Origin of the sequence: Micromonospora sp. NBRC 110009 (assembly GCF_030518795.1) — a bacterium.
Lineage (GTDB): Bacteria > Actinomycetota > Actinomycetes > Mycobacteriales > Micromonosporaceae > Micromonospora.
This window is the reverse complement of sequence record NZ_CP130427.1, coordinates 5,560,297-5,586,290: the sequence shown is the minus strand read 5'-3', so window position 1 is coordinate 5,586,290 and position 25,994 is coordinate 5,560,297. Positions and strand designations below refer to the sequence as shown.

30 protein-coding genes are annotated in these 25,994 nt (G+C 71.9%); 16 read left to right on the top strand and 14 right to left on the bottom strand.

Annotated elements, in window-relative coordinates:
• Positions 1-201: 201 nt before the first annotated feature.
• Positions 202-792, bottom strand: a complete 591-nt coding sequence (locus Q2K19_RS26380; RefSeq protein ID WP_302764702.1) for an NADPH-dependent FMN reductase — start codon at positions 790-792, stop codon at positions 202-204.
• A 162-nt stretch (positions 793-954) separates the two neighbouring features.
• On the opposite strand from Q2K19_RS26380, the gene Q2K19_RS26375 reads away from it, so the two are divergent.
• From Q2K19_RS26375 to Q2K19_RS26355, 5 genes are all read left to right on the top strand, one after another.
• Positions 955-1,554: a TetR/AcrR family transcriptional regulator gene (locus Q2K19_RS26375; RefSeq protein WP_302764701.1), complete on the top strand. Its 600-nt coding sequence runs from the start codon at positions 955-957 to the stop codon at positions 1,552-1,554.
• Complete coding sequence (locus Q2K19_RS26370; protein ID WP_302764700.1) at positions 1,551-3,179, top strand: acyl-CoA dehydrogenase family protein; 1,629 nt, start codon at positions 1,551-1,553, stop codon at positions 3,177-3,179. Before Q2K19_RS26375 ends, Q2K19_RS26370 begins: the two co-directional genes overlap by 4 nt.
• Before the next feature lie 65 nt (positions 3,180-3,244).
• On the top strand, positions 3,245-3,592 hold the full coding sequence (locus Q2K19_RS26365) for a VOC family protein (protein WP_302764699.1): 348 nt from the start codon (positions 3,245-3,247) through the stop codon (positions 3,590-3,592).
• 382 nt (positions 3,593-3,974) lie between these two features.
• The gene (locus Q2K19_RS26360) at positions 3,975-4,550 is read left to right on the top strand and encodes a hypothetical protein (RefSeq protein ID WP_302764698.1); all 576 of its coding nucleotides are present in this window, start codon (positions 3,975-3,977) and stop codon (positions 4,548-4,550) included.
• A 178-nt stretch (positions 4,551-4,728) separates the two neighbouring features.
• The gene (locus Q2K19_RS26355) at positions 4,729-5,784 is read left to right on the top strand and encodes a CapA family protein (RefSeq protein WP_302764697.1); all 1,056 of its coding nucleotides are present in this window, start codon (positions 4,729-4,731) and stop codon (positions 5,782-5,784) included.
• 16 nt (positions 5,785-5,800) lie between these two features.
• Here Q2K19_RS26355 and Q2K19_RS26350 read toward each other — a convergent pair whose 3' ends face one another.
• Positions 5,801-6,469, bottom strand: a complete 669-nt coding sequence (locus Q2K19_RS26350) for a helix-turn-helix transcriptional regulator (RefSeq protein ID WP_302764695.1) — start codon at positions 6,467-6,469, stop codon at positions 5,801-5,803.
• A gap of 114 nt (positions 6,470-6,583) precedes the next feature.
• On the opposite strand from Q2K19_RS26350, the gene Q2K19_RS26345 reads away from it, so the two are divergent.
• The 4 genes from Q2K19_RS26345 to Q2K19_RS26330 are packed head-to-tail and all read left to right on the top strand — an operon-like array spanning position 6,584 to position 9,371.
• A complete protein-coding gene (locus Q2K19_RS26345; protein ID WP_302764693.1) occupies positions 6,584-7,093 on the top strand; it encodes a DUF2231 domain-containing protein in 510 nt (169 codons plus the stop codon).
• Entirely contained in the window at positions 7,093-7,488 is a 396-nt protein-coding gene (locus Q2K19_RS26340; RefSeq protein WP_302764692.1) for a hypothetical protein, read from the top strand. Before Q2K19_RS26345 ends, Q2K19_RS26340 begins: the two co-directional genes overlap by 1 nt.
• A gap of 1 nt (position 7,489) precedes the next feature.
• A complete protein-coding gene (folE, locus tag Q2K19_RS26335; protein ID WP_302764690.1) occupies positions 7,490-8,086 on the top strand; it encodes a GTP cyclohydrolase I FolE in 597 nt (198 codons plus the stop codon).
• Between the two features lie 28 nt (positions 8,087-8,114).
• The gene (locus tag Q2K19_RS26330) at positions 8,115-9,371 is read left to right on the top strand and encodes an NAD(P)/FAD-dependent oxidoreductase (protein ID WP_302764689.1); all 1,257 of its coding nucleotides are present in this window, start codon (positions 8,115-8,117) and stop codon (positions 9,369-9,371) included.
• Positions 9,372-9,422: 51 nt separating this feature from the next.
• Here the strand turns inward: Q2K19_RS26330 and Q2K19_RS26325 are convergent, their stop codons facing one another.
• Positions 9,423-9,617, bottom strand: coding sequence for a hypothetical protein (locus tag Q2K19_RS26325; protein WP_302764687.1), 195 nt, complete (start codon positions 9,615-9,617; stop codon positions 9,423-9,425).
• 147 nt (positions 9,618-9,764) lie between these two features.
• Entirely contained in the window at positions 9,765-10,097 is a 333-nt protein-coding gene (locus tag Q2K19_RS26320) for a nuclear transport factor 2 family protein (protein ID WP_302764686.1), read from the bottom strand.
• A 172-nt stretch (positions 10,098-10,269) separates the two neighbouring features.
• On the opposite strand from Q2K19_RS26320, the gene Q2K19_RS26315 reads away from it, so the two are divergent.
• The 6 genes from Q2K19_RS26315 to Q2K19_RS26290 all read left to right on the top strand — a co-directional run bounded on the left by Q2K19_RS26315 (position 10,270) and on the right by Q2K19_RS26290 (position 16,207).
• Positions 10,270-11,556 carry an erythromycin esterase family protein gene (locus tag Q2K19_RS26315; protein ID WP_302764685.1) on the top strand — a complete coding sequence of 429 codons (1,287 nt, stop codon included), beginning with the start codon at positions 10,270-10,272 and terminating at the stop codon, positions 11,554-11,556.
• Between the two features lie 84 nt (positions 11,557-11,640).
• On the top strand, positions 11,641-11,901 hold the full coding sequence (locus Q2K19_RS26310) for a hypothetical protein (protein WP_302764684.1): 261 nt from the start codon (positions 11,641-11,643) through the stop codon (positions 11,899-11,901).
• A gap of 15 nt (positions 11,902-11,916) precedes the next feature.
• The gene (locus Q2K19_RS26305) at positions 11,917-13,743 is read left to right on the top strand and encodes an AMP-dependent synthetase/ligase (protein ID WP_302764683.1); all 1,827 of its coding nucleotides are present in this window, start codon (positions 11,917-11,919) and stop codon (positions 13,741-13,743) included.
• Between the two features lie 107 nt (positions 13,744-13,850).
• Positions 13,851-14,222: a PadR family transcriptional regulator gene (locus Q2K19_RS26300; protein ID WP_302764682.1), complete on the top strand. Its 372-nt coding sequence runs from the start codon at positions 13,851-13,853 to the stop codon at positions 14,220-14,222.
• Between the two features lie 37 nt (positions 14,223-14,259).
• Positions 14,260-15,159 carry a permease prefix domain 1-containing protein gene (locus Q2K19_RS26295; protein WP_302764681.1) on the top strand — a complete coding sequence of 300 codons (900 nt, stop codon included), beginning with the start codon at positions 14,260-14,262 and terminating at the stop codon, positions 15,157-15,159.
• Positions 15,160-15,193: 34 nt separating this feature from the next.
• Positions 15,194-16,207: a LysR family transcriptional regulator gene (locus Q2K19_RS26290; protein WP_302764678.1), complete on the top strand. Its 1,014-nt coding sequence runs from the start codon at positions 15,194-15,196 to the stop codon at positions 16,205-16,207.
• On the opposite strand, the gene Q2K19_RS26285 is transcribed toward Q2K19_RS26290, so the two are convergent.
• The 8 genes from Q2K19_RS26285 to Q2K19_RS26250 all read right to left on the bottom strand — a co-directional run bounded on the left by Q2K19_RS26285 (position 16,090) and on the right by Q2K19_RS26250 (position 22,775).
• Positions 16,090-16,872 carry a serine hydrolase gene (locus Q2K19_RS26285; protein ID WP_302764676.1) on the bottom strand — a complete coding sequence of 261 codons (783 nt, stop codon included), beginning with the start codon at positions 16,870-16,872 and terminating at the stop codon, positions 16,090-16,092. The two genes, Q2K19_RS26290 and Q2K19_RS26285, sit on opposite strands and share 118 nt — an antisense overlap.
• Positions 16,869-18,491 (bottom strand): N-acyl-D-amino-acid deacylase family protein, encoded by a 1,623-nt coding sequence (locus Q2K19_RS26280; RefSeq protein ID WP_302764675.1) that lies wholly within the window; start codon positions 18,489-18,491, stop codon positions 16,869-16,871. The genes Q2K19_RS26285 and Q2K19_RS26280 overlap by 4 nt, the downstream gene beginning before the upstream one ends.
• Complete coding sequence (locus tag Q2K19_RS26275) at positions 18,492-19,256, bottom strand: amino acid ABC transporter ATP-binding protein (RefSeq protein WP_302764673.1); 765 nt, start codon at positions 19,254-19,256, stop codon at positions 18,492-18,494.
• A complete protein-coding gene (locus Q2K19_RS26270; protein ID WP_302764672.1) occupies positions 19,253-20,212 on the bottom strand; it encodes an amino acid ABC transporter permease in 960 nt (319 codons plus the stop codon). The genes Q2K19_RS26275 and Q2K19_RS26270 overlap by 4 nt, the downstream gene beginning before the upstream one ends.
• On the bottom strand, positions 20,209-21,096 hold the full coding sequence (locus tag Q2K19_RS26265) for an ABC transporter substrate-binding protein (protein WP_302764669.1): 888 nt from the start codon (positions 21,094-21,096) through the stop codon (positions 20,209-20,211). The genes Q2K19_RS26270 and Q2K19_RS26265 overlap by 4 nt, the downstream gene beginning before the upstream one ends.
• A 169-nt stretch (positions 21,097-21,265) precedes the next feature.
• Positions 21,266-21,559, bottom strand: coding sequence for a DUF1330 domain-containing protein (locus tag Q2K19_RS26260; RefSeq protein WP_302764668.1), 294 nt, complete (start codon positions 21,557-21,559; stop codon positions 21,266-21,268).
• A 64-nt stretch (positions 21,560-21,623) separates the two neighbouring features.
• On the bottom strand, positions 21,624-22,037 hold the full coding sequence (locus Q2K19_RS26255) for a DUF2267 domain-containing protein (protein ID WP_302764666.1): 414 nt from the start codon (positions 22,035-22,037) through the stop codon (positions 21,624-21,626).
• Positions 22,038-22,217: 180 nt separating this feature from the next.
• On the bottom strand, positions 22,218-22,775 hold the full coding sequence (locus tag Q2K19_RS26250; protein WP_302764664.1) for a nucleotidyltransferase family protein: 558 nt from the start codon (positions 22,773-22,775) through the stop codon (positions 22,218-22,220).
• A 166-nt stretch (positions 22,776-22,941) separates the two neighbouring features.
• On the opposite strand from Q2K19_RS26250, the gene Q2K19_RS26245 reads away from it, so the two are divergent.
• The gene (locus Q2K19_RS26245; protein ID WP_302764663.1) at positions 22,942-24,087 is read left to right on the top strand and encodes a hypothetical protein; all 1,146 of its coding nucleotides are present in this window, start codon (positions 22,942-22,944) and stop codon (positions 24,085-24,087) included.
• A 43-nt stretch (positions 24,088-24,130) separates the two neighbouring features.
• Here Q2K19_RS26245 and Q2K19_RS26240 read toward each other — a convergent pair whose 3' ends face one another.
• Positions 24,131-24,793, bottom strand: coding sequence for a response regulator (locus tag Q2K19_RS26240; protein WP_302764661.1), 663 nt, complete (start codon positions 24,791-24,793; stop codon positions 24,131-24,133).
• Positions 24,790-25,920, bottom strand: a complete 1,131-nt coding sequence (locus Q2K19_RS26235) for a sensor histidine kinase (protein ID WP_302764659.1) — start codon at positions 25,918-25,920, stop codon at positions 24,790-24,792. Before Q2K19_RS26235 ends, Q2K19_RS26240 begins: the two co-directional genes overlap by 4 nt.
• Positions 25,921-25,994 lie beyond the last annotated feature (74 nt).

Below are 25,994 nucleotides of genomic sequence, written 5' to 3'. Positions count from 1 at the left end.
AGGGCTCGGTTGCGTTCTAGCTGGTTGATGCCGCACTCGACCGCGTGGCGTCGCCGGTGAACGTGGGCGTCGAAGGTCGGCGGCCGGCCGCCGCCGGGGCCCACGCGGCCGCCCGAACGCGTGATCGGCCGGCTCGTCCTCGACACCACCGAACGACTGGACCTGCACCTGCGGCCACGAACGGTCCGCCGACGGGGTCGGTCAGGTGCCGGACTGGGGCGTCGCCATAGTCGTGCCGACCCGGAGAGTTGCCATCGCGCCGCTCCAGGCCGCCAGTTGGTCGAGCATCGTGTTCACCGCATCCACCTGGTGAGCGCCGGGCTTGAAGGCGCTGAAGTTCTCGAAGTCCGTGAAGAGCGACAGCGCCACCTGCGCACGTACGTCCGCCATCTGCAACTCGGCCACGACCAGGCGCAGGTGCTCGACCGCCCGGGTGCCGCCGACGCTGCCGTAGCTGACGAACCCGCATGCCTTGTTGTTCCACTCGGCGTACAGGAAGTCGATCGCGTTCTTCAGCGCCCCCGAGGTGGAGTGGTTGTACTCGGGCGTCACGAAGACGTACCCGTCGTACGAGGCGATCTTCTCGGCCCACCGCAGGGTGTGCGGCTGGCTGTACTGCCCGAGCGACGGGGGCGTCATCTCGTCGAGATGGGGCAGGTTGAATTCCTTGATGTCGACGAGTTCGTAGACGGCGTCACCGCGCTTGCTGGCGATCTCGTGCACCCAGCGGGCCACCGCCTCCCCGTTACGGCCCGGACGGGTGCTGCCGATGATGATGCCGATCCTGGTCATTGCCGCCGTTCCTTCCCGGTCCCGACACGCTCGGGAGCCGTCGGCGGTTACCCCGTCCGCGTGGCTTCGAACGGGCAGCGGGGACGTTTCGCTCCGTCGGCCTACCGCGGTCACCGGGTCAGGGTCTTGAAGCCAAGGATTGAACGGTGGTTCAATCCTTGCATGGTCTACCGGAGCACCGAGCGGGTGCAAGCCCGCCTGAGCGCCTCCCGGGAGCGGATCATCACCGCCGCGCTGAGGATCATGGCCGAGCACGGCTACGCCGGTTGCTCGGTCGCCGCCGTCGCCGAGCGGGCCGGCGTGGCGACGGGCAGCGTCTACCGCCACTTCCCCACCAAGGCCAACCTGTTCGCCGAGGTGTTCCGGACGGCCTCCCAGCGCGAGGTGGACGCGGTCGCGCGTGCCGCCGCCCTGGAGAGCAGCGTCGCCGAGCGGCTGTCCGCGGTCATCGAGACGTTCTCCGGTCGCGCGTTGCAGTCGCCGCGGTTGGCGTACGCCCTGCTCGCCGAGCCGATCGACCCGGCGGTCGACGCGGAGCGGCTCGTCTTCCGCCGGGCGTACGCCGAACTGATCGCCGGGTACGTCGCGGCGGGCGTGGCGAGCGGCGAACTACCCCCGCAGGACCCGGAGCTGAGCGCGACCGCCGTGGTCGGCGCCCTGGCCGAGGCCATGGTCGGCCCGCTGGCCGCCGGCGTGGCCGGCCCGGACACCATCCCCGGCCTGATCACCTTCATCCACCGCGCGCTGGGAGTATCGCCGTGACGACGCACGAGGTGTTCAACCAGGTTCCCCCGCTGGTCGGCTACGACGCGGCGGACGACCCGGCACTGCTCGACGGGCTCGCGCGGGAGGGCGCCGGCTGGGCCACCGCCGAGCTGCACGAGCTCGGCCGGCTCGGCGGCAGCGAGCAGGCGATCGAGTACGGGCGGCTGGCCAACGAGCACCCGCCGGTCCTGCGCACCCACGACCGCTACGGGCACCGGATCGACGAGGTGGAGTTCCACCCGGCCTGGCACGAGCTGATGCGCACCGCGGTCACGCACGGCCTGCACGCCGCGCCGTGGGCCGACGGCCGGGCCGGCGCACACGTGGCCCGGGCGGCAAAGTTCTACACCTGGCGCCCCGACGCCGGCCACGGCTGCCCGATCTCGATGACCTACGCGGCGGTGCCGGCGCTACGGCACGCCCCGGAGCTGGCCGCGCAGTACGAACCGCTGCTCAGCGCCGCGACGTACGACTTCGGGCTGCGGGCACCGCTGACCAAGCAGGGCCTGCTGGCCGGCATGTCGATGACGGAGAAGCAGGGCGGCTCGGACGTGCGCGCCAACACCACCACGGCCCGCCCCGAGCCGGACGGCACCTATCGCCTCGTCGGGCACAAGTGGTTCACCTCGGCGCCGATGTGCGACCTCTTCCTCACCCTCGGCCAGGCGCCGGGCGGCCTCACCTGCTTCCTCGTCCCGCGCGTCCTGCCCGACGGCACGCGCAACCCGATGCGGCTGATGCGCCTGAAGGACAAGCTCGGCAACCGGTCCAACGCCTCGTCCGAGGTGGAGTACGAGCACGCCGTCGCGTGGCGGGTCGGCGAGGAGGGGCGTGGCGTCCGCACGATCATCGACATGGTCAACCTGACCCGCCTCGACTGTGTCATCGGCGCGGCGGCCGGCATGCGCCAAGGCGTGATCACCGCCGCCCACCACGTCACCCACCGGCAGGCCTTCGGCCGGTACCTCGTCGACCAGCCGGTGATGCGCAACGTGCTCGCGGACCTCGCGGTCGAGTCCGAGGCCGCCACCGTCCTCATGATGCGCCTCGCCGGAGCGACCGACCGGTCCGCGCGGGGCGACGCCGGCGAGACCGCGTTCAAACGGCTCGCTCTCGCGATCGGCAAGTACTGGGTCTGCAAGCGCTGGCCGGCACACGCCGCCGAGGCTCTCGAATGCCTGGGCGGCAACGGCTACGTCGAGGAATCCGGCATGCCGCGGCTGTTCCGCGAGTCCCCGCTGAACTCGATCTGGGAGGGCTCCGGCAACGTCGCCGCACTGGACGTACTGCGCGCTCTCGGCAAGGAATCCCAGGTCATGGCGGCGTTCCAGGCCGAGGTGAGCGCCGCCGCCGGCGCCGACGCGCGGCTCGACGCCGCCGTACGCCAGGTGCGGGCCGACCTGTCCGACCACGGCGACCTGGAACTACGGGCCCGCCGCGTGGTCGAACGGCTCGCCCTGGTTCTGCAGGGCTCGCTGCTGGTGCGGCACGGCCACCCCGCCGTCGCCGACGCCTTCTGCGCCTCCCGGCTCGGCGGCGACCACGGCCAGGCATTCGGCACCCTGCCGGCCGGCGTCGACTTCGCCGCGATCATCGCCCGGGCCGTGCCGAAGGTGGGCTGAGCGACAGCAGGTCACGTGCACGGACCGCCGGCGCAGCGTCGTACGGTCTGGGTATCGTCGTGGGCGTGATCAATGGCGCGCACGTGATCATCTACAGCCGAGACGCCGAGGCGGACCGGGCGTTCTTCCGGGATGTGCTGGGTTACCCCCACGTCGACGCCGGCGGCGGATGGTTGATCTTCAAGCTGCCGCCGGCCGAGGTCGCCGTGCACCCCGCCGACTCCGCCTCGCACGAGCTGTTCCTGATGTGCGACGACGTTGCCGCGACCGTCGCCGAGCTGACCGTCAAGGGAGTCGAGTTCACCGAGCCGGTCAGCGACCGGGGCTGGGGCCTGATGACGATGCTCCGCCTGCCCGGCGGCGGCGAGCTGGGCCTGTACGAGCCGCGCCACGACAAGGCGTACGAGCTCTGACGGCCGCAACCAGCCCGAGGTAGCACCGGATCCCGACGCCACGGGCCTTCGGTTCGGTGGGTAACTCCCCCACCCGGCGACCGCCACCCGGTCCCGTCGCGCCGGCGGTATGACCCTTGGCCGCGCCACCGCTGAGTCCGCGCCTGGCGAGTCGCCGGCGTCTGCCCCGCACTTCGCGGGCAGCGAGCGACGGACACGCCTCGTTCGCCTAGCACAGCCTGGTGGCGCCCGAGGGAGGAGCTGGATTTTGGCAATCGGCATCCGCCATTCGTGGTTACCTGTCACCGGGTCGCGCCCCGCTTCACGAGCTATTAACAGAAATACGCTATCTGGGGAGATTTCGTTGACCAAACCATCATTCGCCCGCCTTGCGGGGGCCACCATGCTGGCCGCCGTGATCGGCCTGGGCGCCGCCGCCCCCGCGTGGGCGGACACGACGATCAACATCGATCCGGCGGACACCGGCACGACGGCGGCCGGGTTCCGCACGCACGTGTGCGACCCGAACCTCGGCGGTGGCCCCTTCCAGGCTGAGGACGTCTGGGTCTTCGCCCTGCCGGCCGCGGCGCAGCAGGGAACCTTCACCTCACTGACCATCACCTTCGCCACGGAGGGTGGCCCCGATACGGAGGTCATCACGACCACGCCCGCCGCCGACCGCGCGATCGTCGGCGACAAGGCCTGGATCAGGACGCCGGCCGGCCTGTCCCCCTCCGGCGCGTTGGTGAATCCGTTCAGCCTCACCAGCGCCAGAGCGGTGATCACGGGCACCGACGGAACGTTCGACCTGGCGCAGACCTGCCCGGCGAGCGGCGGGACACCGAGCCCGAGCCTGCCGGTGACCGGTGCGGCAGTCTCCGGTCCGACGCTCGGCAAGCTCGCCGCGATGGGCGGCAGTCTCATCGCCGTCGGCCTCGTACTGCTGCTCGCGCAACGGCGTCGTCGCTTCGTCGCCTGACCTGACACGGCCCTGCCGGGAGTGCCCCGGCAGGGCCGTGTCAGCTGTCGGGCATCACTGGATCTGCCACTGGCCGGCACCTGGGAGTTCGGGTGCCGGCCACGGCCTGTCGGCCAGGCCGAGGCAATCCCGGCCAACCAGGCCCAGGGTCGGGCGGGGTTTCCGTACGCTGCGCTGAGTGAGCTGGGCACGATCCTTCGTCGCGCTGGCGGCGACCCTGATGGTCACCGGGTGCCATCCCGCGCGGACCTCGCCGGCCGCTGCGCCCAACCGCGCCGCTCCTGCGGCGTCCCCGTCGCACCCCGCCGAGATCACCCTGGCCTTCGCGGGCGACGTGCACTTCGCCGACCGTACGGCAGATCTGCTGGCCGACCCGCCGACCGCCTTCGGGTCGATCTCGTCGACCCTGTCGGCCGCGGACCTCGCGATGGTCAACCTGGAAACGGCGGTCACCACCCGCGGGGCGCCCGAGCCGAAGGAGTTCCATTTCCGGGCGCCGGCGACCGCGTATGACGCGGTGAAGGCCGCGGGCGTCGACGTCGTGTCGATCGCCAACAACCACGCGCTGGACTACGGACGGACGGGGCTGGCCGACACCGTGGCCGCGGCCCGGGCCGCCGGGATGGCGACCGTCGGCGCGGGCGCCGACGCGGCGGCGGCGTACACGCCGTGGATCACCGAGGTACGCGGCACCAGAATCGCTGTCCTCGGCTTCAGCCAGGTCGCCGAGCTCTGGTCGGAGTGGCGAGCCACCGACACCCGGGCCGGCATCGCGATGACCCGGGAAATGCCGCGCGCCGTCGCGGCGGTGCGCGCCGCCCGCCGTCAGGCCAGCGTGGTCGTCGTCTACGTCCACTGGGGCACGGAGGGCGACGACTGTCCACCCGCCGAGGCTCGTGCGTTCGCCGGCGAGATGGCCGAGGCGGGCGCCACGATGGTGGTCGGCACCCACGCCCACCTGCTGCTCGGCGACGGGTGGCTCGGCCGGACCTTCGTGCAGTACGGCCTCGGCAACTTCCTGTGGTGGCGGGACGACGCGTACAGCAACGACACCGGGGTGCTGCGGGTGACCCTCCACGGTTCGGCGATATCGAAGACGGAGCTGGTGCCCGCGACGATCTCCCGAAGCACCGGTCGACCCGAACTCGCCGGCGGGGAGGACGCGGCCCGGATCCGCCGGGAGTACGCGGACCTGCGCGCCTGCACCGGGCTCGCGGCGAGCCCCGCCCCGTAGCGGCGGTCGGCGACCGCTACACCTGTGCCGCCGGTGAGAGCCGCGCCAACCGGACGCAGCAGGCACCGGGCTGCGGGGCGAGCCGGGGCAGCAGGTCGGTGCGTCCCGCGCCGTCGATCAGGCCCGCGAGGAACGCGTGGTTGAGCCCGCACACCAGGGCGGTCTGCCGGGTGGCCAGGGCATGGAACGGGCAGTTGCGCAGCAGCACATCGGCGCCGAGCGCCTCGGGCTCGAAGCCGAGGCCGGCGAGCACGGCGACGAGGTCCTCGTCGGCGTCGCGTACCCGGGCTGCGAGGTCCCAGCCGCGTTGCCGGGCATGCCGCCGCGCCGCCTCGGGAGCGTCGTGGGGGTCCTCGGCGACCGCGTCCGCGAGGATCTCGGCGATGAGTTCATAGCGCCGCTCCGGAACGGTGATCGCCACGCCGTCGCCGGCCGCCTCGTAGACCTTCGGCGTCCGGCCGCGCCCCCGAGGCTGATCGGCCGGCGTCTCGTAGTGGGCCCGCAGCAGCCCGGACTCGACGAGCTTGTCGAGATGGAATGCGGTGAGGTTGCGGGACATGCCGTGCGCCTCGGCCGCCTCCTCGCGGGTGACCGGGTGATCGGCCCGGCACACGTAGTCGTACAGCGCCCGTCGGGACCGGTCGACGAGCGCGGCCATGGCGCTCCAGCGCTCCCCCGTGCTCACAGCCCCGAGATTATCACCAGTGAAGGCTATTGAAATTCCGGGCGGGCTGGGGCAGCATGATCTATAACACCAATGGTTGTTGGTGAAAATGCCTTGGGGGTTTTCATGCGACCCATGGACCGCGCCAAGCATCCGGTGAGCAACCTGGCCGGCCGGTACGGCCACCCGCTCCATCCCGCGCTGGTGGCCGTGCCGATCGGCGCCTGGGTGGCCAGCTTCGCCTTCGACCTCGCCTCCCGGTTCGTATCCGAGCCGCAGGCCCTGGCCGAGGGCGCACGGTGGCTCATCGGCCTTGGCGTCATCGGCGCGCTCGCCGCCGCACTGGTCGGCTTCCTGGACCTGTTCGCCATCCCTACCGGCACCCCCGTCTTCCGCACCGCACTCGCGCACATGGCGATCAACCTCGCGGTCACCGGCGCGTACGCGGTCAACTTCGCCGTCCGGGGTGCCGGCACGGCGGGTCCGGTGGCCGCGGGACCGCTGGCGCTCTCGGCGGTCAGCCTCGCCGGGCTGACCGTCGCCGGTTACCTCGGCGGCGAGCTGGCCTACCGGTACGGCGTGCGCGTCGCCGACGAGACCACCCAGGCACCCGGCTACCGCAGCACAGACAAGGAGAACTCCTGATGGGCATCGCCGCACTCGTCACCTGGCTGATCACCGCCGCCGGTGGCTTCGTCATGCTCGGCACCTGGATCGCGCACGGTGGCCATCGACCGGGAGGCGGCAGCCGCCTCGCGCCGGGCCTGGTGTTCGGCCACTTCGCCCTGGCCGCGATCGGGCTGGTGCTGTGGATCGTCTACCTGGTCGTCGACAACGAGGCGCTCGCGTGGGTCGCGTTCGGGACGCTCCTGCCGGTGGCGCTGCTCGGCTTCACGATGCTGGCCCGCTGGATTCCGGCCCGGCGTTCGGGGACCGCCGAGTCCCGGTTCCCCGTACCCGTGGTGGTCGGCCACGGCCTGTTCGCCGCCGCCACGCTGGTCCTGACCGCGCTCGTCGCCCTCGGCGTGGGAGGTCACTGAGGTGACGGTCACCGCCCTCCGGGTGCCGCACCAGCGTCCCCGCCGCGACCTGGCCGCCGCCGAACGGGCTGCGGCGGAGTTCCTGGCCGCGCTCGGCGTGGACCTCTCCGCCGAGGGGCTCGCCGACACCCCGGGCCGGATGGCCCGCGCCTACGCCGAACTGCTCACCCCGCGCGAGTTCCAGCTGACCACCTTCGACAACGACGAGGGCTACGACGAGCTGGTGCTGGCCCGGGCCATCCCGATCCGGTCGGTCTGCGAACACCACCTGCTGCCGTTCGTCGGCGTCGCGCACGTCGGCTACCTGCCCGGCGAACGCATCCTGGGACTGTCCAAACTGGCCCGGGTGGTCGAACTGTTCGCCCACGGCCCGCAGGTCCAGGAGCGCCTGACCAAACAGATCGCCGACTGGCTGACCACCCAGCTGCGCCCGCGCGGGGTCGGCGTGGTCATCGAAGCGGAACACCTGTGCATGACGCTGCGCGGCGTCCAGGCCGTCGGCAGCAGCACCATCACCTCCACCCTGCTCGGCACCCTGCGCGACGACCACCGCTCGCGCGCCGAGTTCTTCACCCTGGCTGGGGTCGGCCACCGCTGACCGGCGTACCTGAAAAGGAGCTGGACCGATGTCGAAGACCGGCACGTTCGTGATCGTGGGAGGCGGGCTCGCCGGCGCGCGGGCCGCGCAGACGCTGCGGGAGGAGGGCTTCGGCGGCGGCATCGTCGTGCTCGGCGACGAGCCCGAGCGACCGTACGAGCGGCCACCACTGTCCAAGGGCCTGCTGACCGGGGACGCCGAACCCGACAGCGTGTTCGTCCACGAGGCCGGGTGGTACGCCGAGCACGACGTCGATCTGCGCACCGCCGTCAGCGTCGAGGCCGTCGACCGGTCCGCCCGAGAGGTCCGGCTCGCCGACGGCCAGCACGTCCGGTACGACAAGCTGCTGCTGGCCACCGGCGCCACACCCCGCGACCTCGCGGCACCCGGCGTCGGCCTGGACGGGGTGCTGCGGCTGCGTACCCTCGCCGACAGCCGGCGAATCGGCGCGGCGCTGGTCGACGGCGCGCGCGTCGTGATCGTCGGAGCGGGGTGGATCGGCCTGGAGGTCGCCGCGGCGGCCCGGCTGCGCGGCGCCACCGTCGACGTCGTCGAGACGGCCGCGCTGCCGTTGCGCCGGGTGCTCGGCGACGAGATCGCCCGGGTGTTCGCCAACCTGCACCGGGACCACGGCGTCACCTTCCACTTCGACACCGAGGTCGTCGCGGTCCGCGGCACCGATGGCGTCTCCTCCGTCCTGCTGGCCGACGGCACCGAGTTGCCCGCCGACGCCGTGGTGGTGGCCGTGGGCGTACGGCCGAACACCGAGCTGGCGACGGCGGCGGGCCTCCCCGTCGAGAACGGGATCGTCGTCGACGCGTCCCTGCGCACCGCCGACCCGCACATCCACGCGGCCGGCGACGTCGCCAACGCCTACCATCCCGTGCTGCGCCGGCACCTGCGCGTCGAGCACTGGGCCAACGCGCTCCACGCCGGCGCCGCGGCAGCCCGGGCCATGCTGGGACAGCCGGTGAGCTACGACGAGCTGCCCTACTTCTACACGGACCAGTACGACCTGGGCATGGAGTACGTCGGACATGCCCCGCCCGGGAAGTTCGACCGGGTGGTCGTCCGGGGTGACGTCGCCAAGCGCGAGTTCATCGCCTTCTGGACCGCCGGCGGGCGGGTGCTGGCCGGCATGAACGTCAACGTGTGGGACGTTGTCCCGTCGATCCGGCGGCTCGTCGCGGCGGCGGACCCGGTCGACCTCGACCGCCTGGCCGACCCCGACGTCCCGCTCGACGAGCTGCAGCCGCCCGCGGCACCCGGGACGCAGCTCGGATAGGCGCCATCGAGAACGGGCACGACGCTCCGGGTCGGCTTGGTCGGCCGCCTGCTAGCGGACCACCAGCGTCGCGGTGGCCTGGTGGACCAGCGAGCCGCTGGCGCCGGTGATGACCAACGTGAACGTGCCGCGTGGGGTCCGGCTGGCGGTGCTCACCCGCAGGGTGGCGGCGCCGGCGGCGCCGACGGGGTTCGGCGTGAAGCTGGCCGACGAGCCGGTCGGCAGCCCGGCGACCGACAGTGCCACTGCCCCGATGAACCCGCCGACCACCGACGTCGACCCACTCGACCCCGGGAAGCCTGGACAGCAGCTCAAAGTTACGGGTTCGCCACCTTGGGTATCGCGGTTATGCCGAGTTTGCGGCAAGCGCCGCGCGGGACGCGCCGACGGCCCTCACGGGCGGATGTCCAGGGCGCCGATCAGGCCGTCGCGCAGCGTGAACCGGTAGCGCAGCCGGACCGGGCTACCCGGAAACGTGCCCGAGACGAACGTCGTCACCACCAGGTTGCCGCCGGCCTCCTCCTCGACCGCTTCCGGCACCGCCTGGTAGTCGAACTGCGCCGTGGTCTGCTCCCGCCAGGCGCGGATCGCCGCCGGCCCCTCGTAGGTCCGGTCCTCGTCGGCGACGATCGCGTCATCGGTGAAGCAGGAGACGAAGGCGTCGACGTCCGGTTCGGCGGCGAGCTGGTAATAACGGACGATCACGTCGGGAACGGTTACGGTCATCGGCCTCTCCTCGGTGTCCCCGCCCGCCTACCCGGCAGGACACCGGTCATTCGCCGCCGTCCGAACCAACGCGCATCCGGACGTCGCGGCCCGCTCCGCCGGCTCGCATGGCCGATGCCGGGTCGGGTACGCCAGGGGCACGGGGCCGGATCCTGACGCGGCGGGGGTGAACATGGGGCGCTACGACGACGAGGTGACCGGGCTGGCAGCGCCGCTGGCCGACCCGGGTGACCTGGACGTACTGCTGGACCGGATCGGAAACGCCCGGGTGGTGATGCTCGGCGAGGCGAGCCACGGCACGCACGAGTTCTACACCTGGCGCGCGGCGATCAGCCGGCGGCTGATCGAGGAGCAGGGCTTCTCGTTCGTCGCCGTGGAGGGTGACTGGCCCGACTGCGACCGGGTGGACCGCAGCGTCCGCTGCCACCCGGGCGCGCCGAGCGACCCGCGGGATGCGCTCGCCACCTTCGAGCGCTGGCCGACCTGGATGTGGGCCAACGAGGAGATCATGGACTTCACCCGCTGGCTACGTACCCGCAACGCGGGGGTGGACGAGCCGGACCGCGCCGGGTTCCACGGTCTGGACGTGTACTCGCTGTGGGAGTCGCTGCGCGAGATCATCACCTGGCTGCAGGAGCACGACCCGGAGCAGGTGCCCGCGGCGCTGGCCGCGTACCGCTGCTTCCAGCCCTACGAGGAAGACCCGCAGCAGTACGCGCTCGCCACCCGGTTCGTGCCGAACAACTGCGAGAACGAGGTGGTGGACCTGCTCGTCGGGCTGCGCGAGCGGGCCCTGGCCGACGGCGCGGGCCGCTTCGGGGCCTGGCAGAACGCCGAGATCGTCGCCGGGGCGGAGCGCTACTACCGGACGATGGCGCGCGGTGGCCGAGAGTCGTGGAACGTCCGCGACCGGCACATGGACGACACCCTCGACCGGCTGCTGCGGCACTACGGGCCGGGGTCGAAGGCGGTCGTCTGGGCGCACAACACCCACGTCGGGGATGCCCGGGCCACCGACATGACCGACGCCGGAGAGGTCAACATCGGCCAACTCGCCCGGGAGCGGTACGGCCCGGACCAGGTCATGCTGGTCGGTTTCGGCACCCACCACGGCACAGTGGTGGCCGGCGACGCGTGGGGCGCGCCGATGGAGGTGATGCCGGTGCCACCGGGCCGCCGGCACTCCCTGGAAGAGGTCCTGCACGGCGCCGCGCCGGCGCAGTCCCTGTTCGTCTTCCCGAGCGACGGCAAGCCCGACGTGCTCGCCGACGAGCTCGACCACCGGGCGATCGGCGTCGTCTACCACCCCGAGCGGGAGAGCTTCGGCAACTACGTGCCCACAGTGCTCGGCGATCGCTACGACGCCTTCTGCTGGATCGACGAGACCCAGGCGGTCCGACCGCTGCGCGTACGGCCCATCGGCCTGGCCGAGCCCGAGACGTATCCGTCGGGCGTCTGACGGCGATCATCCCGCTGGCCGTTTGCCGCCGGACGCCTCGGGCAATCGCGCGGCAGACCACCGTCCCACGGGGAGGAGCAGGCAATGAAGATCCACGATCCGGCCAGCCAGGCGATGCAGAAGGACTACGACGTCACCGACATCGAGCGCCTGATGGGCAAGCGGGACTGGAAAGGCTACGACGACGTGATCGGCTGGCTGAAGAAGTCGGGCGACGAGGACCGACGGTTCACCCCCGGCGAGGTGCAGCACATGATCGACGACTTCTCCCGGCTGCGCGACAAGGGCATGGATTTCGTACGGGACCCCGAGAAGCTCTGCGACCAGCTCAAGCGGAGCCGCTAGGAAATCCTGAGCGTGATGCGGCGCAACGTCAGCGTGGAGCCGAAGGTCACCGGCGGGGAGTCGGTCGGGCTGGCCGACGTGGTGTGGGACAACGGGCGGCGGGACCCGGGCGCGGTGCAGTTCCGGCGCCCGGACCCGGACGCCCGGACGTGGCCGCACCCGTCCGGTGACCCGTCCGTGGTGACCTGCCGGCAGTTCCGCGACGACGTGCTGGCCGTGGCCCGCGGGCTGGTCGCGGCGGGCGTGACGCCGGGGGCCCGGGTGGTGCTGATGAGCCGCACCCGGTACGAGTGGACCCTGGTCGACTACGCGGTGTGGGCGATCGGCGCGGTGACCGTTCCGGTGTACGACACGTCGAGCGCCGAGCAGCTGGCCTGGATCCTTGCCGACTCGGGCGCGGTGGCGTGCGTGGTGGAGACGGCCGACCACGCCGCGCTGCTGACCGGCGTACGCGACGGGCTGCCGGAGCTGCGCGAGGTGTGGCAGATCGACGCCGGCGACCTGGTCCGGCTGGCCGAGCGGGGTCGGGCCGTCGACGAGGCGGCCGTCGAACGCCGGCGGGCCGCGGTGTCGGGGGCGGACCCGGCCACGATCGTCTACACCAGCGGGACGACGGGCCGGCCGAAGGGCTGCGTGCTGACGCACCGGAACATCCACCTCGACGTCGCCAACGCGGTCGCGGCGCTGCCCGAGCTGTTCAACCAGGCGGCGTCGACGGTCCTCTTCCTGCCGCTGGCGCACGCCTTCGCCCGGATGATTCAGGTGGGCATGGTGCAGACCCGGGCGACCATGGTGCACAGCCCCAGCGCGCGTGGCGTGCTGGACCAGCTGCGCCGGCACCGGCCGACGTTCGTGCTCGCGGTGCCGCGGATGTTCGAGAAGGCGTACACCGGGGCGCGGCAGAAGGCCGCCGACCAGCATCAGGGGTGGCTGTTCGCCGTCGCGGACCGGGTCGCGGCGCGGTACAGCCGGGCGCTCGACACGCCGTCCGGCCCCGGGACGGGCCTCCGGCTGGCGCGAGGTCTGCTGGACCTGCTGGTCTACCGGAAGCTGCGGGCCGCGTTCGGCGGCCGCTGCCGGCTGGCCGTGGTCGGCGGGGCTCCCCTCGGTGAGCGGCTCGGGCACTTCTTCCGGGGCGCCGGCCTCACGACCCTGGAGGGGTACGGGTTGACGGAAACGTCCCCGGCGCTGGCGGTGAACCGGCCCTCGGCGATGCGGATCGGCACCGTCGGCCGGCCGCTGCCCGGCGTCGAGCTGGCCATCGCCGACAGCGGGGAGATCCTCGTCCGCAGTGACGTCGTGTTCCGGGGCTACTGGAACAATCCGGCCGCGACCAGCGAGACGTTCACCGCCGACGGCTGGTTCCGCACCGGCGACCTCGGCAGCCTCGACGACGACGGCTACCTGCGGATCACCGGACGCACCAAGGAGATCATGGTGACCGCGGAGGGCAAGAACATCGCCCCCGCCCCGCTCGAGGACCGGGTCCGCGCACACCCGCTGGTCAGCCAGTCCATGCTGGCCGGCAACGGCAAGCCATACGTCGCCGCCCTGGTCACCATCGACCCGCAGGCGTGGACCCGGTGGCGCGACGCGCACGGCCACCCGCACGCCTCGGTCGCGGAGTTGCGCGAGGACCCGGCGCTGCGCGGCGAGATCCAGAGCGCGATCGACCGGGCGAACCGGTCGGTCTCCCACGCGGAGGCGATCAAGACCTTCCGGATCCTGCCGGACGACTTCACCGAGGCCAACGGTGAACTCACCCCCACGTTGAAGGTCAAACGCGAGGTGGTGCAGCGGCATCGCGCCGCTGACATCGACGCCCTCTACCGCGGCCACTGACCGCCGCGGCACCGGCCTCCCCGACAGCACCGCTGAAGGACGCCCTGAGCATTCTTGACGGCAATGAGTATGGCTGGACTAGTACTGGATCTGATAAAGTACTAGTCATGTTTGAGAGAAGCGGGAGTGACGCCGCCCTTCTCGGTGACGCCTTCGCCGCCGACCTGCTCCGCGGGCACACCGACACGATCGTGCTGGGGATCCTGCGCCGCGGCGACAGCTACGGCTTCGAGATCTTCAAGACGATCCGCGACGCGACCGGCGGGGCGTATGAGATCAAGGAAGCGACGCTGTACGCGAGCTACCGGCGCCTGGTCAAGGACGGACTCGTCGAGGCCTACTGGGGCGACGAAACCAAGGGCGGGCGGCGGAAGTACTACCGCATCACCGACGCCGGCCACTCCGTCTACCGCCGCAACGTCGCGGCATGGGTGGTCACGCGCGATCTCATCGACTCGCTGCTCGACCTCGGCGACTAACCCACCCCCGGCAACCGGCCACTGGAAAGGCATCGTCATGACCGCCTCGAACGACACCACGCGCGGCTCCACGACGGACATCCACCGCCTCCTCGACCAGGCCTTCGCAGGCGTCGAGGTGACCCCCGAACTTCAGGACCTGAAGGAGGAGATCCGAGCCAACCTGGTGGCCCGGGTCGCCGATCTCGAACGCGCCGGGCTCTCCCCGACCGACGCCACCGGCCGCGCGATGGCCGAGTTGGGCGACGTCCGATCCCTGATCGACGAGATGGAGACCGGGTCCGACTCCCCCGTCGCCGCGTGGGCACGTCACCGCGTCCGACCGAAGCCCGGATTCCTGGTCCGCGTGATCGTCCTGGCGGCGATCGCCGTCGCCGCGCTCGCCATCCTCGCCCTGGCCGCGGTCGACGTCGCCGTGCCCGAGCCGGCGCAGCTCGCCGCGATCGTCGCCGTCGCGCTGCCCGTCGGCCTCATCGTGGCCGACGCCCTGCGGCAGGAAACCACCACCAACCACCCGATGCCCGGCCTTCGCGCCGCCGGATACGGGGCCGCCACGACCCTGGCCCTGGCGGGCGTCGGCTCCGGCTGGCGGTACCTGATCGAGACCGAGCTGCCCTGGCTGATCGGCGGTGCACTCGCCGTCGTGGCCTCGATCGTCGCGTTCACCTGCCTGGGCGCCACGCAGACCAACCGCCATAAGGCGTGGGTGCTCCAGCAACACGCATCCCACCACGACGTCGGTGACCGTTTCACGAACGACCCAGCCGCCGCCGCCCGGTTCGGCCTGTACACCCTCACGCTCTGGCTGATCGCCATCGCGGCGTTCGCGGTGCTGGGCTTCACCATCGGCTGGGCATGGTCCTGGCTCTCCCTGGTCGGCGGCTTCGCGGCGATGATGCTCATGCTGGCGCGCATGCTGTTCGCGCCCCGGGACTGACCCGGACCACCGCACCAGGGAAGGCAACCCGCCGATGTTCAACACCGCACGCCTGCAGGTCGTCCTGGAGATCGCTCGGCATGGCACGATCGTCGCCGCCGCGGAGCGGCTTCAGCTGAGCCCGTCCGCGGTCTCCCACCAGCTCGCCACGTTGGAGCAGGAGGCCGGGGTGGCGCTGGTGGACCGGGGGCCGCGCAGTCTGCGGCTCACGGTCGCGGGCCAGCGCCTGGCGGACTACGCGCAGCAGATCGCCGATCTGATGTCGGCGGCCCGCGATGAGCTGTCCGCACACGGCGAGGGCCGCCGGGGACTGCTGCGGATCGGGTTCTTCGCCACCGCCGGCACCGAGCTGCTGCCGCGGGCGCTGTCGAGCTTCACCCGGGACCATCCGCAGGTCGAGCTGGCGCTGATCCTGGGGCAGCCGCACGAACTGCTGCCCCGCCTCCACCAGGGTGAGCTGGACCTGGTGGTGGTCTTCGACCATCCGCTGAGTCCGGCGCAGCAGTCGCCGGACGCGAAGGTCGAGCCGCTGATGGTGGACCCACAGCTGGTGGTGCTCCCCGCCGACCATCCGCTCGCCCGCCGGCGGCGACTTCGGCTCGCCAACCTTGCCGCCGAGCCGTGGGTCACCACCCTCGGCGTGCAGGGCGAGGTGTCGGTGCTGGAGTTGGCGGCGCGAGCGGAGGGCTTCGCGCCGCGGGTCCGCTGCCGCAGTGACCACTACGAAGTGGTGCTGGGCCTGGTCCGGGCCGGTGTGGGGGTGGCCCTGGTGCCGTCGCTCGGCCTGCGCAACCCCGGCGGGGTGGCGGTGCGGCAGCTCGCCCACGCCAAGCTGTACCGGGACATCGGCGTGGCGCTGCGCCCCGGCAATCCCAATCCGGTGGTGGGCAGGTTCGTGGAGCGGCTGAGCGACGCGGCGGCGACGCTCAGTCAGGAGTTGTCGGAGCGGTGGGGTCCGGCGAGCCGGTCGACCGCCGCACCCCAGCGCCGCAGCTCGGCCACGGCGGCCCGCTCGGCGCCGGGCGCGAACGCGGCGATCACGGCGTAGACGACGGTGTGCCGGCCGGACACGATGCCGGTGTCGGCGCGTACCCCGGTGTCGGTGCCGGTCTTGTTCTCGACCCGGACGCCGTCGCTCGACCATGGGTCGTGGCCGATCGAGTCGGCGACCATCGTGCGGTCGGTGTTCCCGGCGAGCCAGCCGCGCAGCAGCCGGCAGGCCTGCGGGCCCTGCCAGGTCCCCTGCGCCACTCCGGCGAGGAAGGCGCAGAGTTCGCGGGCGGTGCCGGTGGCGAAGGTTTCCGGTACGTCGGGGCCGCGCTCGGCTCGGATCCGGTCGTGCACGGTGGTGTCCCGCAGCCCGGCGCGGCGGGCCAGGTCCTGCACGGCAGTCAGGGTCACCAGCCGCAGCAGGGCGTTGGTGGCGGCGTTGTCGCTGACCGCGGCGACCGCCGTGGCCAGGTCGGCGACCGTCCACCGGCGGGGCGACAGCTGGCCGAGCAGGCCGGTGCCGCCGACCTCCCGGTCCGCGTCGAGCAGGTCGACCGGCTGGCCCGCGGTGAGCGTGCCGTCCGCGAGCCGGCGGGCCACCTCGCCGAGGATCAGCACCTTGCCGACGCTGGCCAGTGGCAGGACCAGGTCGGGGTCGGCGGAGAGGGTGCGGCCGTCGTCCAGCCGCCGCACCATTGCCCCGACCCGCACCGTCGGGCTCATCGCCGCCCCGGTACGACCGGCGTCCGATCCGCCACGGCCAGCACCCGGCCGGGCCGCGCGTCGGTGACCGCGCCGCCGTCCACCACGACCCGGCCATCGACCACCACGCACCGCACCCCGCGCGGCGGCGCCAGCGGATCGTCGTACGTGGCGCCGTCGGCGACCCGCTGCGGGTCGAGGACCACCAGGTCCGCGGCGTACCCGTCGGCGAGCAGCCCCCGCTCCGTCAGGCCGAAGCGGCCGGCGGGCATCGCCGTCATCTTGTGCACCGCCTCCGGCAGCTCCAGCAGTCCCACGTCCCGAACGTAGTGGCCGAGCACCCGGGCGAAGCTGCCCGCCCACCGTGGGTGCGGTCGGCCGCCCTTCGGTACGCCGTCCGAGCAGAGCATGGTCAGCGGGCTGGCCAGCACCCGGCGTACGTCGTCCTCGTGCATGGAGTGGCTGAGGATGGTGACGTCGCCGTGTTCGGCGGCGAGCAGGTCGCAGGCGTAGTCGACGGGGTCGACGCCGTGCGCGGCGGCCAGGTCGGCGATCGTGTGGCCCTGGGCGTCGGGGTGGTTCGGGGCGGACGCCACGCGGATCAGGTCCCAGCCGCCGTTGCCGACGGTGTTCTCCCAGCCGGGCACGCCGGCGACCAGGTCGTGGCGGATCCGGTCGCGGACCGCCGGCTCGGCGGCGGCGGTGAGCATCGCCGGTACCCCGTCGGCGATCAGCCACGGCGGGAGCATCGCGTGCAGGGCGGTGCTGCCGGCGGTGTACGGGTAGACGTCGCAGGTGACGTCCAGCCCGTCGGCGCGCGCCCGTTCGAGTCGGGCGAGGGTGCGGACGGTGGCGCCCCAGGCGCGGCGCCCGGCCGTCTTGTGGTGGGAGACCTGCAGCGCCGACCCGGCCGCGGTGGCGATGTCGATGGCCTCCTCGAGTGCGGATTCGACCTGGGACATCTCGTCGCGCAGGTGGGTCACGTACGGCTTGCCGTGTGCGGCCGCCACCCGCGCGAGGGCGATGACCTCGTCGGTGCCGGCGTTGACGCCCGGGGAGTAGATCAGCCCGGTCGACAGGCCGGCCGCGCCGGCGGCGAGCGCCTCGTCGAGCAGGGCGCACATCCGCCGGATCTCCGCGGGGGTGGCCCGCCGCTGGGCGAAGCCGACCACCGCGGCGCGTAGGGTGCCGTGGCCGACGAGGGCGGCGAGGTGGTTGCGCCGGGCCGCGCCCTGGGCGTCGGCGAACTCGGCGAACGACGCGTACGCCGACGCGGGTGGGCCGAAGGTCGCGGCGATCAGCTCCCGCACCGGTTCGGTGCGGTGGGGTGGGACCGGGAAGGGGCCGATGCCGCAGTTGCCGCAGATCTCCGTGGTGACGCCCTGGAGCAGCGGCGCCCGGCGCAGCACCTCCCGCTGCTCGTCGTCGCCGGCGAGCAGGTCGGAGTGGGTGTGCACGTCGACGAAGCCCGGCGTGACGACCAGCCCGGCGGCGTCGATGACCTCCGCGGCGGGAGTGCGGCTGGCCGGTGGCAGCAGCACGAGCCGGTCGTCGCGGACGCCCACGTCGGCGGGGCGGGCCGGCGCGCCGGTGCCGTCGATCACGTCCCCGCCGGTGATCAGCAGGTCGAGGCGCGCCATTCAGAGCACCTTGGACAGGAAGGCGCGGGTGCGGTCGTGCCGTGGCGCGGCGAGCACCTCCCGGGGTGGGCCCTCCTCGATGATCAGGCCTTCGTCCATGAAGACGAGGTGGTCGCCGACCTCCCGGGCGAAGCCCATCTCGTGGGTCACCACGATCATGGTCATCCCGCTCGCCGCGAGGTCCTTCATCACCTCCAGCACCTCGCCGACCAGCTCCGGGTCGAGCGCCGAGGTCGGCTCGTCGAAGAGCATCAGCTTCGGCGACATGGCCAGCGAGCGGGCGATGGCGACCCGCTGCTGCTGGCCGCCGGAGAGCTGGGCCGGGTAGTGGTGGGCGCGGTCGGCCAGTCCCACCCGGTCGAGCAGGTCAGCGGCGCGCTGCCGCGCGACAGCCGACGGGACGCCCTTCACCGCGACCAGGCCCTCCATCACGTTCTCCAGGGCGGTGCGGTGCGGGAACAGGTGGAAGCGCTGGAAGACCATGCCGATCGACTCGCGCTGGCGGCGCAGTCGCGCGTCCGGCAGGGGCCGCAGCCGGCCGCCGCGCTCCTCGTATCCGATCAGCTCGCCGTCGACGTAGACCCGACCCGCCTGCGGCTCCTCGAGGTGGTTGAGGCAGCGCAGCAGGGTGGACTTGCCGGAGCCCGACGGGCCGACCACGCAGACGACCCGGCCGCGTTCGATGGTCAGGTCGATGCCGCGCAGCACCTCCAGCCGGCCGAAGCTCTTGCGCAGCGAGCGGCACTGCACCATCGGCGGGGTCATCGCGCGCTCCCGGTGAAGCGCAGGTTGCGGGTGATCCGCCCGCGCAGGGTGCCCGGCGCGGTGGCGCCGAAGCCGCGGCTGAACCGACGTTCCAGGTAGTACTGGCCGATGCTGGCGACGGTGGTCAGCACGAGGTACCAGAGGGACGCGACGATCAGCAGGGCGATCACCTCGAAGTTGGTCAGGTAGAGCCGCTGGGCGACGGTGAGCAGGTCGGCGCCGGCGATCACCGAGACGAGCGAGGTGGTCTTGAGCATGGAGATGAACTGGTTGCCGGTCGGCGGGACGATGATCCGCATCGCCTGGGGCAGCACCACCCGCCTCATGATCTTCATGCGGGACATGCCCAGCGCCGCCGCGGCCTCCTGCTGGCCGGGGTCGACCGCGCGCAGGCCGGCTCGAACGATCTCGCTCATGTAGGCGCCCTCGTTGATGCTGAGCCCGAGCAGCGCCGCGACGAATCCGGTGACCAGGGTGTTCGTCTCCCAGGTCACCAGCTTCGGGCCGCCGAACGGCACGCCCAGCCCGATCTCGGGGAAGATCAGCGCGATGTTGAACCAGAAGATCAGCTGCACCAGCAGCGGCGTGCCGCGGAAGAACCAGACGTACGCCATGGCTCCGGCGCGCAGGATGCGGCTGTCGGAGACCTGCATCAGCGCCACGACGACGCCGAGCATCACGCCGATCGCCATGGACGCGACCGTGAGCTGGGCGGTGACCCAGAGCCCTTCCAGGATGACCCGGTCGAACTGGTACTTGACGACGATGTCCCAGTGCAGGTTCGGGTTGATCGCGATGGTCCAGGCCAGCCAGGCCAGGATCAGGGCGGTCGCCCCGGCGGCCAGCCAGCGCCCCGGTCGCAGCGGGTGGCTGATCCGGTTCACCTCCGGCGTCTCCGGGCCGGCGGGCCCGGCCGAAGCCGGGCCCGGGACGGTCGCGTCCACCGGTGTGCTCACTTCTGGTCGTTGACCGTCGCGGTCTGCACACCGCTGCCCTGCACGCCCCACTTCTCCAGGAGCTTGGCGTACTCGCCCGCGGCGATCAGCTCCTGGAGGGCCCGCTGGACGGCGTCACGCAGCTGGCTGTCCTTCTTGTCGATCGCGATGCCCCACGGGCCGGCCTCGTACTGGGCCTCCAGCACCTCGTACTTGCCGCTCTGCTGGGCCAGCATCTTGGCCACCGGGTAGTCGACGATGGTGGCCACCGCGCGCCCGGCGTCGATCTGCAGCAGGCCGGTCGGGGCGTCCTCGCTCTGCGAGATGGTCATCTTCTTGGCGCACGAGCCGTTCTGCTTCTCGCCGATGGCGAGGTTGGAGCTGCCCTTGGCGAGCACCACGGCGCGGCCGCAGAGGTCCGCCAGGTCCTTCACCCCGGCCGGGTTGCCCTTCGCCACCATGATCGCGCCGCCGGCCTGGAAGTAGTCGACGAAGTCGACGGCCTTACGGCGCTCCTCGGTGTCGCTCATCGAGGACATCGCCAGGTCCCACCGGTCGGCCTGCAGGCCCGGGATCAGGCCGGGGAAGCTCGCGTTGGTCATCTCCAGCTTCAGGCCGAGCCGCCCGGCGATCGCCGCCGCCAGCTCCGGGTCGACGCCGACCAGCTCCTGGGTCCCCTCCTTGTACATCTCCATCGGCGGGTAGCCCTCGGCGGTGGCGACCCGCAGCACGCCCTTCCCCTTGAGGTCGGCCGGGACCAGGTCGGCGGCCTTGGCGTCGGCGGCGACCGAGGCGGAGACACCGGCCTGCGGCGTCTGACCGCTGGTCGAGCGTCCACAGCCGGCGACGGCGAGCGAGAGTGCGGCGAGACCGACGACAATACGAAGCGCGCGCTTCCTGACCACCGGAAACCTCCTGCCAGAGACGATGGCGGGGACCCTATCCGGGATCGGTCAGCATGAACAGCCCGAGTGCTTTGGTGGGTGAGCATCGAAATCGTCAATGCTCAGTCGCGACGACTGTGCTGCCAGGACGGCCGGTTCGAGCCGCTCCCGGCACGCCCGTCGCCGCGCGTCAGGGCGTGGCTTCGATGATCCGCAGGTCGCGTTCGGCTCCGTCGCCGAGCGCCCGCAGCGCCTCCTGATAAGCGGGGCTGTCGTAGGCGGCGAGCGCGGCGTCGACGCTCTCGAACTCGATCAGCGTCGTACGCTCCAACGCTCCGGACTCGAACGCCCGCGACGGCAGGCCGCGCGCCAGAAACGTGCCGCCGGCGGCCCGCAGCGCCGGCCCGGCCAGCTCGGCGTAGGCGGCGACCTTCTCCTCGTTGCTGATGGACCGGTACGTGGTGATCCAGTAGGCCTTTGGCACCGTCGCTCTCTCTCCTCAGCCGGATGGGCGTTCGCCCGCTGGAATGCCCACGGAAGCGTAGCGGTCAGCTGACCGGCGGCTCGGTCACTCCTTCGTCGCCACGGCTCACCGGCTGAAACAGTTGCCGGATGTCCTTCGACAGCTCGGATTCCAGAGCCGCGAGTACCTCGGCGGCCACCGCCTCGCGCAGGGTGGTCAGCACTGCGCGGGCACCGTCGGCGGCCCGCTGATCGTCCATGCCCGCGCGGGCCGCCACCTCGTTGAGGAACTCCACCAGGTCGAGCTGTTCGGCGAAATCCACGGTCTTGTGCAGGTACCCCCGGAACTCGTCCGGCAGCTGCGCGGCGAGCTCCCGCGCCTCGCCGCCACTGACCCGCTCGGCCAGGGTCGTGAGCGCGGCCCCGGTGACAGTCGCCGCCTCCGCCGGTGGCAGCCCCGCCCGCTTCCCCACCGCTTCGAGGAACTCGGCGTGGTTCACGGTTCTCCTTCCGCCGGGGGTGTCCGTCCCTCAGGCCAGGACGGCCCGGCTCGATCGGGTAGCCGTCCGGATCACGCGGGTAGCAGCGATGCCTACCCGATTGCGGCGGGCGCACACGTGCCCGCGTGCGGTTTCTCTGCCCTGCCGTAGGTCAGGAGCCGGGCGGTTCGCGGGGTGTGGCTACGGCGGGATGACCCGCACCTTCGGCCATCGTCTGCTCGGCTCGTGACGGGCAAGGCGGGCGCGGGACAGCTCGACGGTCACTCGACGCGGATTGCGCCGCCATACGCCGTGGAGCAGGTCGTCCAGCCCGAGCGGGGCGCAGACGTGCAGTGTCTCGGCAGCGTCCAGACGCACCGCGACGCAGGTGGCGGTCTCCGGCCAGGTGGCCACCGCCTCGGTCACGGAGCCGAGGGCAGCGACCGGGCCCGTGCCGAACACGCTCTCGTACCAGGTGTGCACGGCGGCCTGGTTGGTCGCCTCCCAGGGAACCGCCGGTTCGTAGCGTCGTAGCAGCTCGGTGGCCGCGACGTCGTTGCCGCCGGTGAGGTCGTCGGGGTCGAAGAAGGCAACGTCGACGTCCCGGACGTCCTGAGGGTTGAAGCCGTCCCCGAACCGTTGGCCCCAGACGAGATCCCGCAGCACCCCCGCTCCTACCCAGGCGTCCGGTAGACCCGCGTCCCGCACGACCACCAGCACGTTGCGCAGCCACGGACACGAGGTGATCAACTCGGCCAACTCGGCTACCTGCGGATTGCGGGGTTGACTTCTCATCCGCTCCGGAGTCCCCACCCTGTCAGCACCTTTTGCCAGGAGATGTGGCGTTGCCTGCATGGCACAACCCGTATGGCCCGCCGATGAGTTTCGCAGCACGATGTAGGCAAGGCTTTGACGGGTGGTTCCCATGGTCAGCACCGACATGACAGTTCGCAATCTTCGCCACTTCCCGGTCGAAGCCCAGCGATCGGCGGAGGCGGCAGCGGAGGAGCGCGACCAGCGCCTCCGGGCGATCACCAGGAAGCGCAGCAGCACGGCAGCCAAAAAGTCGGCCGAGGCGAGCCACCGGCTGCGGCGCCTGCTCGGAGACGACACCTGGGCGGACCTGAGGGACCTGATGCAGCAGGAACGAGTGACTCTTCGTGACCTGCTCCAGCCACCCGGAGGGTTGGCGTCGAGCTACGACAGACTGAACAAGGCCCGCAGACGCAAGGCCAAGGCATTCCTGCGCCGCCGGGACATCCGGCAGGAAGCGATGGTCGCGATCGCCGCCGACTACCACGAGGCGATCAACGAGGTGTTCGCGGCCGACGGCAACATCAGCCCCGGGTTCCATCTCTCGAACAACCTCGACAAGTGGCTGAGCCTGTCCCCCTTCCACGATCGGGCTCTCCCCTGGGGCGTCTTCGAGCCGGACGACAGCGACGACCCGCACCGGTGGGAGGTCTTCCGGCCACCGTTCTTCGGGTTCAACTTCGGGTTCGTCCCGGTACGCAACGACAACTTCGTCGTCGATCGCATTCATACGCTGAACCCGTCTCTCGGGGACGTGGGCATCTCCATCACCATGGACGACGGCGACGCCGGCGACTTCGACTACGCGTCCGGCGACGGTTTCAGCGCAGTCGCGTTCGCCTTCGTGCCGCCGACCACCGGTCTGATCGAGGTCCTCATCGACGCGCAGTGCGTCCAGGCGACACACCGGCTGGACACGACGGACGAGTGGGGATGGTCGAACTCCCGCACCGGCCAGACCAACTTCCTGATGCTCGACGTGCTGCATCCCAATGTGTCCGAGCCCTCGTACGCCGAGATGTCGACCTTCGACGAGGCGACCGACGACGACGATCACTTCCTGCAGGTCAAGTTGACCCGCGGTGCCCACTACTTCGCGCAGTTGTTCAGCGCGGGCCCGGTGCCCGCAGGTCAGTCCGTGATCGTCTGCGTGGGAACCCGTTCGTTCGACTCGAGCGGCACCAACGACGTGTCCATCCACAGCACGTCCGACTTCCGCTGGTTCATCAGCTCGGTCGAGGTGCGCATCTCGCCGTGACTCCCGGCGAACGTAACCACCGCCGATCCGCTGCACAGTGGTCTTACCTGCGACGTGGCCTGATCAACCCCGACTCGTACGCCCACACGACCAGTTGGGCACGGTCGCGGCAGTGCAGCTTCGTCATCGCCCGGTTGACGTGCGTCTTGGCGGTCAACGGACTGATCACCATACGCTCGGCGATCTCGTCGTTGCTGAGCCCCCGGGCGACCAGCTCGACGATCTCCTGTTCCCGGGCGGTCAGCACGTCGCGCCCGGCCGCCGGGTCGGCCGGCGGCGGGCCGGCGACGAACTCGCCGATGAGCGTACGGGTGACCGCGGGGGCGAGCAGCGCGTCGCCGCGAGCCACGACGGCGATGGCCTGCAGCAGGGCGGCGGGGTCGGCGTCCTTGAGGAGGAATCCGCTGGCGCCGGCGCGGAGTGCGGCGAAGACGTAGGAGTCGAGCCCGTAGTTGGTGAGGATGAGGACCCGCACCGCGGCGAGGTCGGGATCGGCGGCGATCCGCCGGGTGGCTTCGATGCCGTCGAGTCCCGGCATCTGCACGTCCATCAGCACGACGTCCGGCCGCAGGGCTCGCGACAGCCGGACCGCGGAAGCGCCGTCGGCGGCCTCGCCGACGACGTCCAGGTCGTCCTCGGCGTCGAGCAGGGCCCGGAATCCGGCCCGCATCAGCGCCTGGTCGTCGGCGAGCAAAACCCGGGTCATGCCGGGCCGTCCAGCGGGAAGGTGGCCCGCACGGCGAATCCGCCGCTGTCGCGGGGGGCGGCGTGCAGGGTGCCGCCCAGCCCGGTGACCCGTTCCCGCATGCCGCGCAGACCCACACCCGGTGTCACCGGCCGGACTGGCGACGCCTGGCCGTCGTCGGTCACCGACACGGTCAGCTGTGCCGGGGCGTACTCGACGTGGATCTGGGCGGTGGCGGAGCCGGCGTGGCGGGCGACGTTGGTCAGCGCCTCCTGGACGACGCGATACCCGGCCTGGCCGACCTCGACGGGCAGATCGCGAGGCTGACCGATGACGGTCAGCTGCACCGGTACGCCGGCGCCCCGGGTCCGCTCGGCGAGCTCACCCACCCGGGCCAGCCCGACGCCGTCCCCATCGGAGGGTGAGCGCAGGACGTCCAGGGTCGCGCGCAGTTCCCGCATCGCGGCGCCGCTGGCCTCCTGGATCGCCAGCAGCGCGGCCGACGGTTCCTCGCCGTGCTTGCGGGCCAGGTGCACGGCGATCCCGGCCTGCACCTTGATCACCGAGATGCTGTGGGTCAGCGAGTCGTGCAGGTCCCGGGCGATGCGCAGGCGCTCCTCCCCCGCGCGCCGCAGCGCCATCTCCTCGCGGGTGCGTTCGGCATCGATCGCCCGCTGCTCGACCTGTTCCAGGTACGCCCGGCGCTGCCGCGCGACGAGCCCGGCGACGTTGGCCGCCACGAACCAGCCCAGCAGCAGGGCGGTGCGTTCGACGATCTGCTGGCCGGGCCGGCCGGCGGGCGCGACCGAGATGTCGCGGGCCAGGAAGCCGGCGAGGAAGACGAGGCTGGCCAGGACGGCGGCCAACCGGTGCCCCCACCAGGCGGCGACGTAGACCGTGCCGAGGACGGCGAACGCGGCGGATACCCCCGGGTGCACCCGGGCGTGGAACGCCAGCATGGCCGCGGTCACCACGCTCAGCGCCACCACCGGATACCGCCGGCACACCGCCAGGGCCGCCGCCATCACCAGGACCAGGGCGACGTCGGTCGCTCGCACCGGACCGGCGTCCGGTGCGAGCGCCGCGTTGCCGAGCAGGAGGACGCCGAGGGTGGCGCCGCCGAGGGCGTAGGGCAGATCCGGGCGCATGATCGGACTGTAGAACGACCGGTCATCGTGGAGCATCCCCCGTCCGCGGTAGCTGGGGCGTACTGCGGACGCGG

Bases quoted from the DNA above. Each gene is read 5' to 3' on its own strand.
- Q2K19_RS26380 (WP_302764702.1), bottom strand. From the start codon at position 792: ATGACCAGGATCGGCATCATCATCGGCAGCACCCGTCCGGGCCGTAAC.
- Q2K19_RS26375 (WP_302764701.1), top strand. From the start codon at position 955: ATGGTCTACCGGAGCACCGAGCGGGTGCAAGCCCGCCTGAGCGCCTCC.
- Q2K19_RS26360 (WP_302764698.1), top strand. From the start codon at position 3,975: ATGCTGGCCGCCGTGATCGGCCTGGGCGCCGCCGCCCCCGCGTGGGCG.
- Q2K19_RS26345 (WP_302764693.1), top strand. From the start codon at position 6,584: ATGGACCGCGCCAAGCATCCGGTGAGCAACCTGGCCGGCCGGTACGGC.
- Q2K19_RS26340 (WP_302764692.1), top strand. From the start codon at position 7,093: ATGGGCATCGCCGCACTCGTCACCTGGCTGATCACCGCCGCCGGTGGC.
- Q2K19_RS26330 (WP_302764689.1), top strand. From the start codon at position 8,115: ATGTCGAAGACCGGCACGTTCGTGATCGTGGGAGGCGGGCTCGCCGGC.
- Q2K19_RS26320 (WP_302764686.1), bottom strand. From the start codon at position 10,097: ATGACCGTAACCGTTCCCGACGTGATCGTCCGTTATTACCAGCTCGCC.
- Q2K19_RS26315 (WP_302764685.1), top strand. From the start codon at position 10,270: ATGGGGCGCTACGACGACGAGGTGACCGGGCTGGCAGCGCCGCTGGCC.
- Q2K19_RS26310 (WP_302764684.1), top strand. From the start codon at position 11,641: ATGAAGATCCACGATCCGGCCAGCCAGGCGATGCAGAAGGACTACGAC.
- Q2K19_RS26305 (WP_302764683.1), top strand. From the start codon at position 11,917: ATGCGGCGCAACGTCAGCGTGGAGCCGAAGGTCACCGGCGGGGAGTCG.
- Q2K19_RS26300 (WP_302764682.1), top strand. From the start codon at position 13,851: ATGTTTGAGAGAAGCGGGAGTGACGCCGCCCTTCTCGGTGACGCCTTC.
- Q2K19_RS26295 (WP_302764681.1), top strand. From the start codon at position 14,260: ATGACCGCCTCGAACGACACCACGCGCGGCTCCACGACGGACATCCAC.
- Q2K19_RS26290 (WP_302764678.1), top strand. From the start codon at position 15,194: ATGTTCAACACCGCACGCCTGCAGGTCGTCCTGGAGATCGCTCGGCAT.
- Q2K19_RS26285 (WP_302764676.1), bottom strand. From the start codon at position 16,872: ATGAGCCCGACGGTGCGGGTCGGGGCAATGGTGCGGCGGCTGGACGAC.
- Q2K19_RS26280 (WP_302764675.1), bottom strand. From the start codon at position 18,491: ATGGCGCGCCTCGACCTGCTGATCACCGGCGGGGACGTGATCGACGGC.
- Q2K19_RS26275 (WP_302764673.1), bottom strand. From the start codon at position 19,256: ATGACCCCGCCGATGGTGCAGTGCCGCTCGCTGCGCAAGAGCTTCGGC.
- Q2K19_RS26245 (WP_302764663.1), top strand. From the start codon at position 22,942: ATGGTCAGCACCGACATGACAGTTCGCAATCTTCGCCACTTCCCGGTC.
- Q2K19_RS26240 (WP_302764661.1), bottom strand. From the start codon at position 24,793: ATGACCCGGGTTTTGCTCGCCGACGACCAGGCGCTGATGCGGGCCGGA.
- Q2K19_RS26235 (WP_302764659.1), bottom strand. From the start codon at position 25,920: ATGCGCCCGGATCTGCCCTACGCCCTCGGCGGCGCCACCCTCGGCGTC.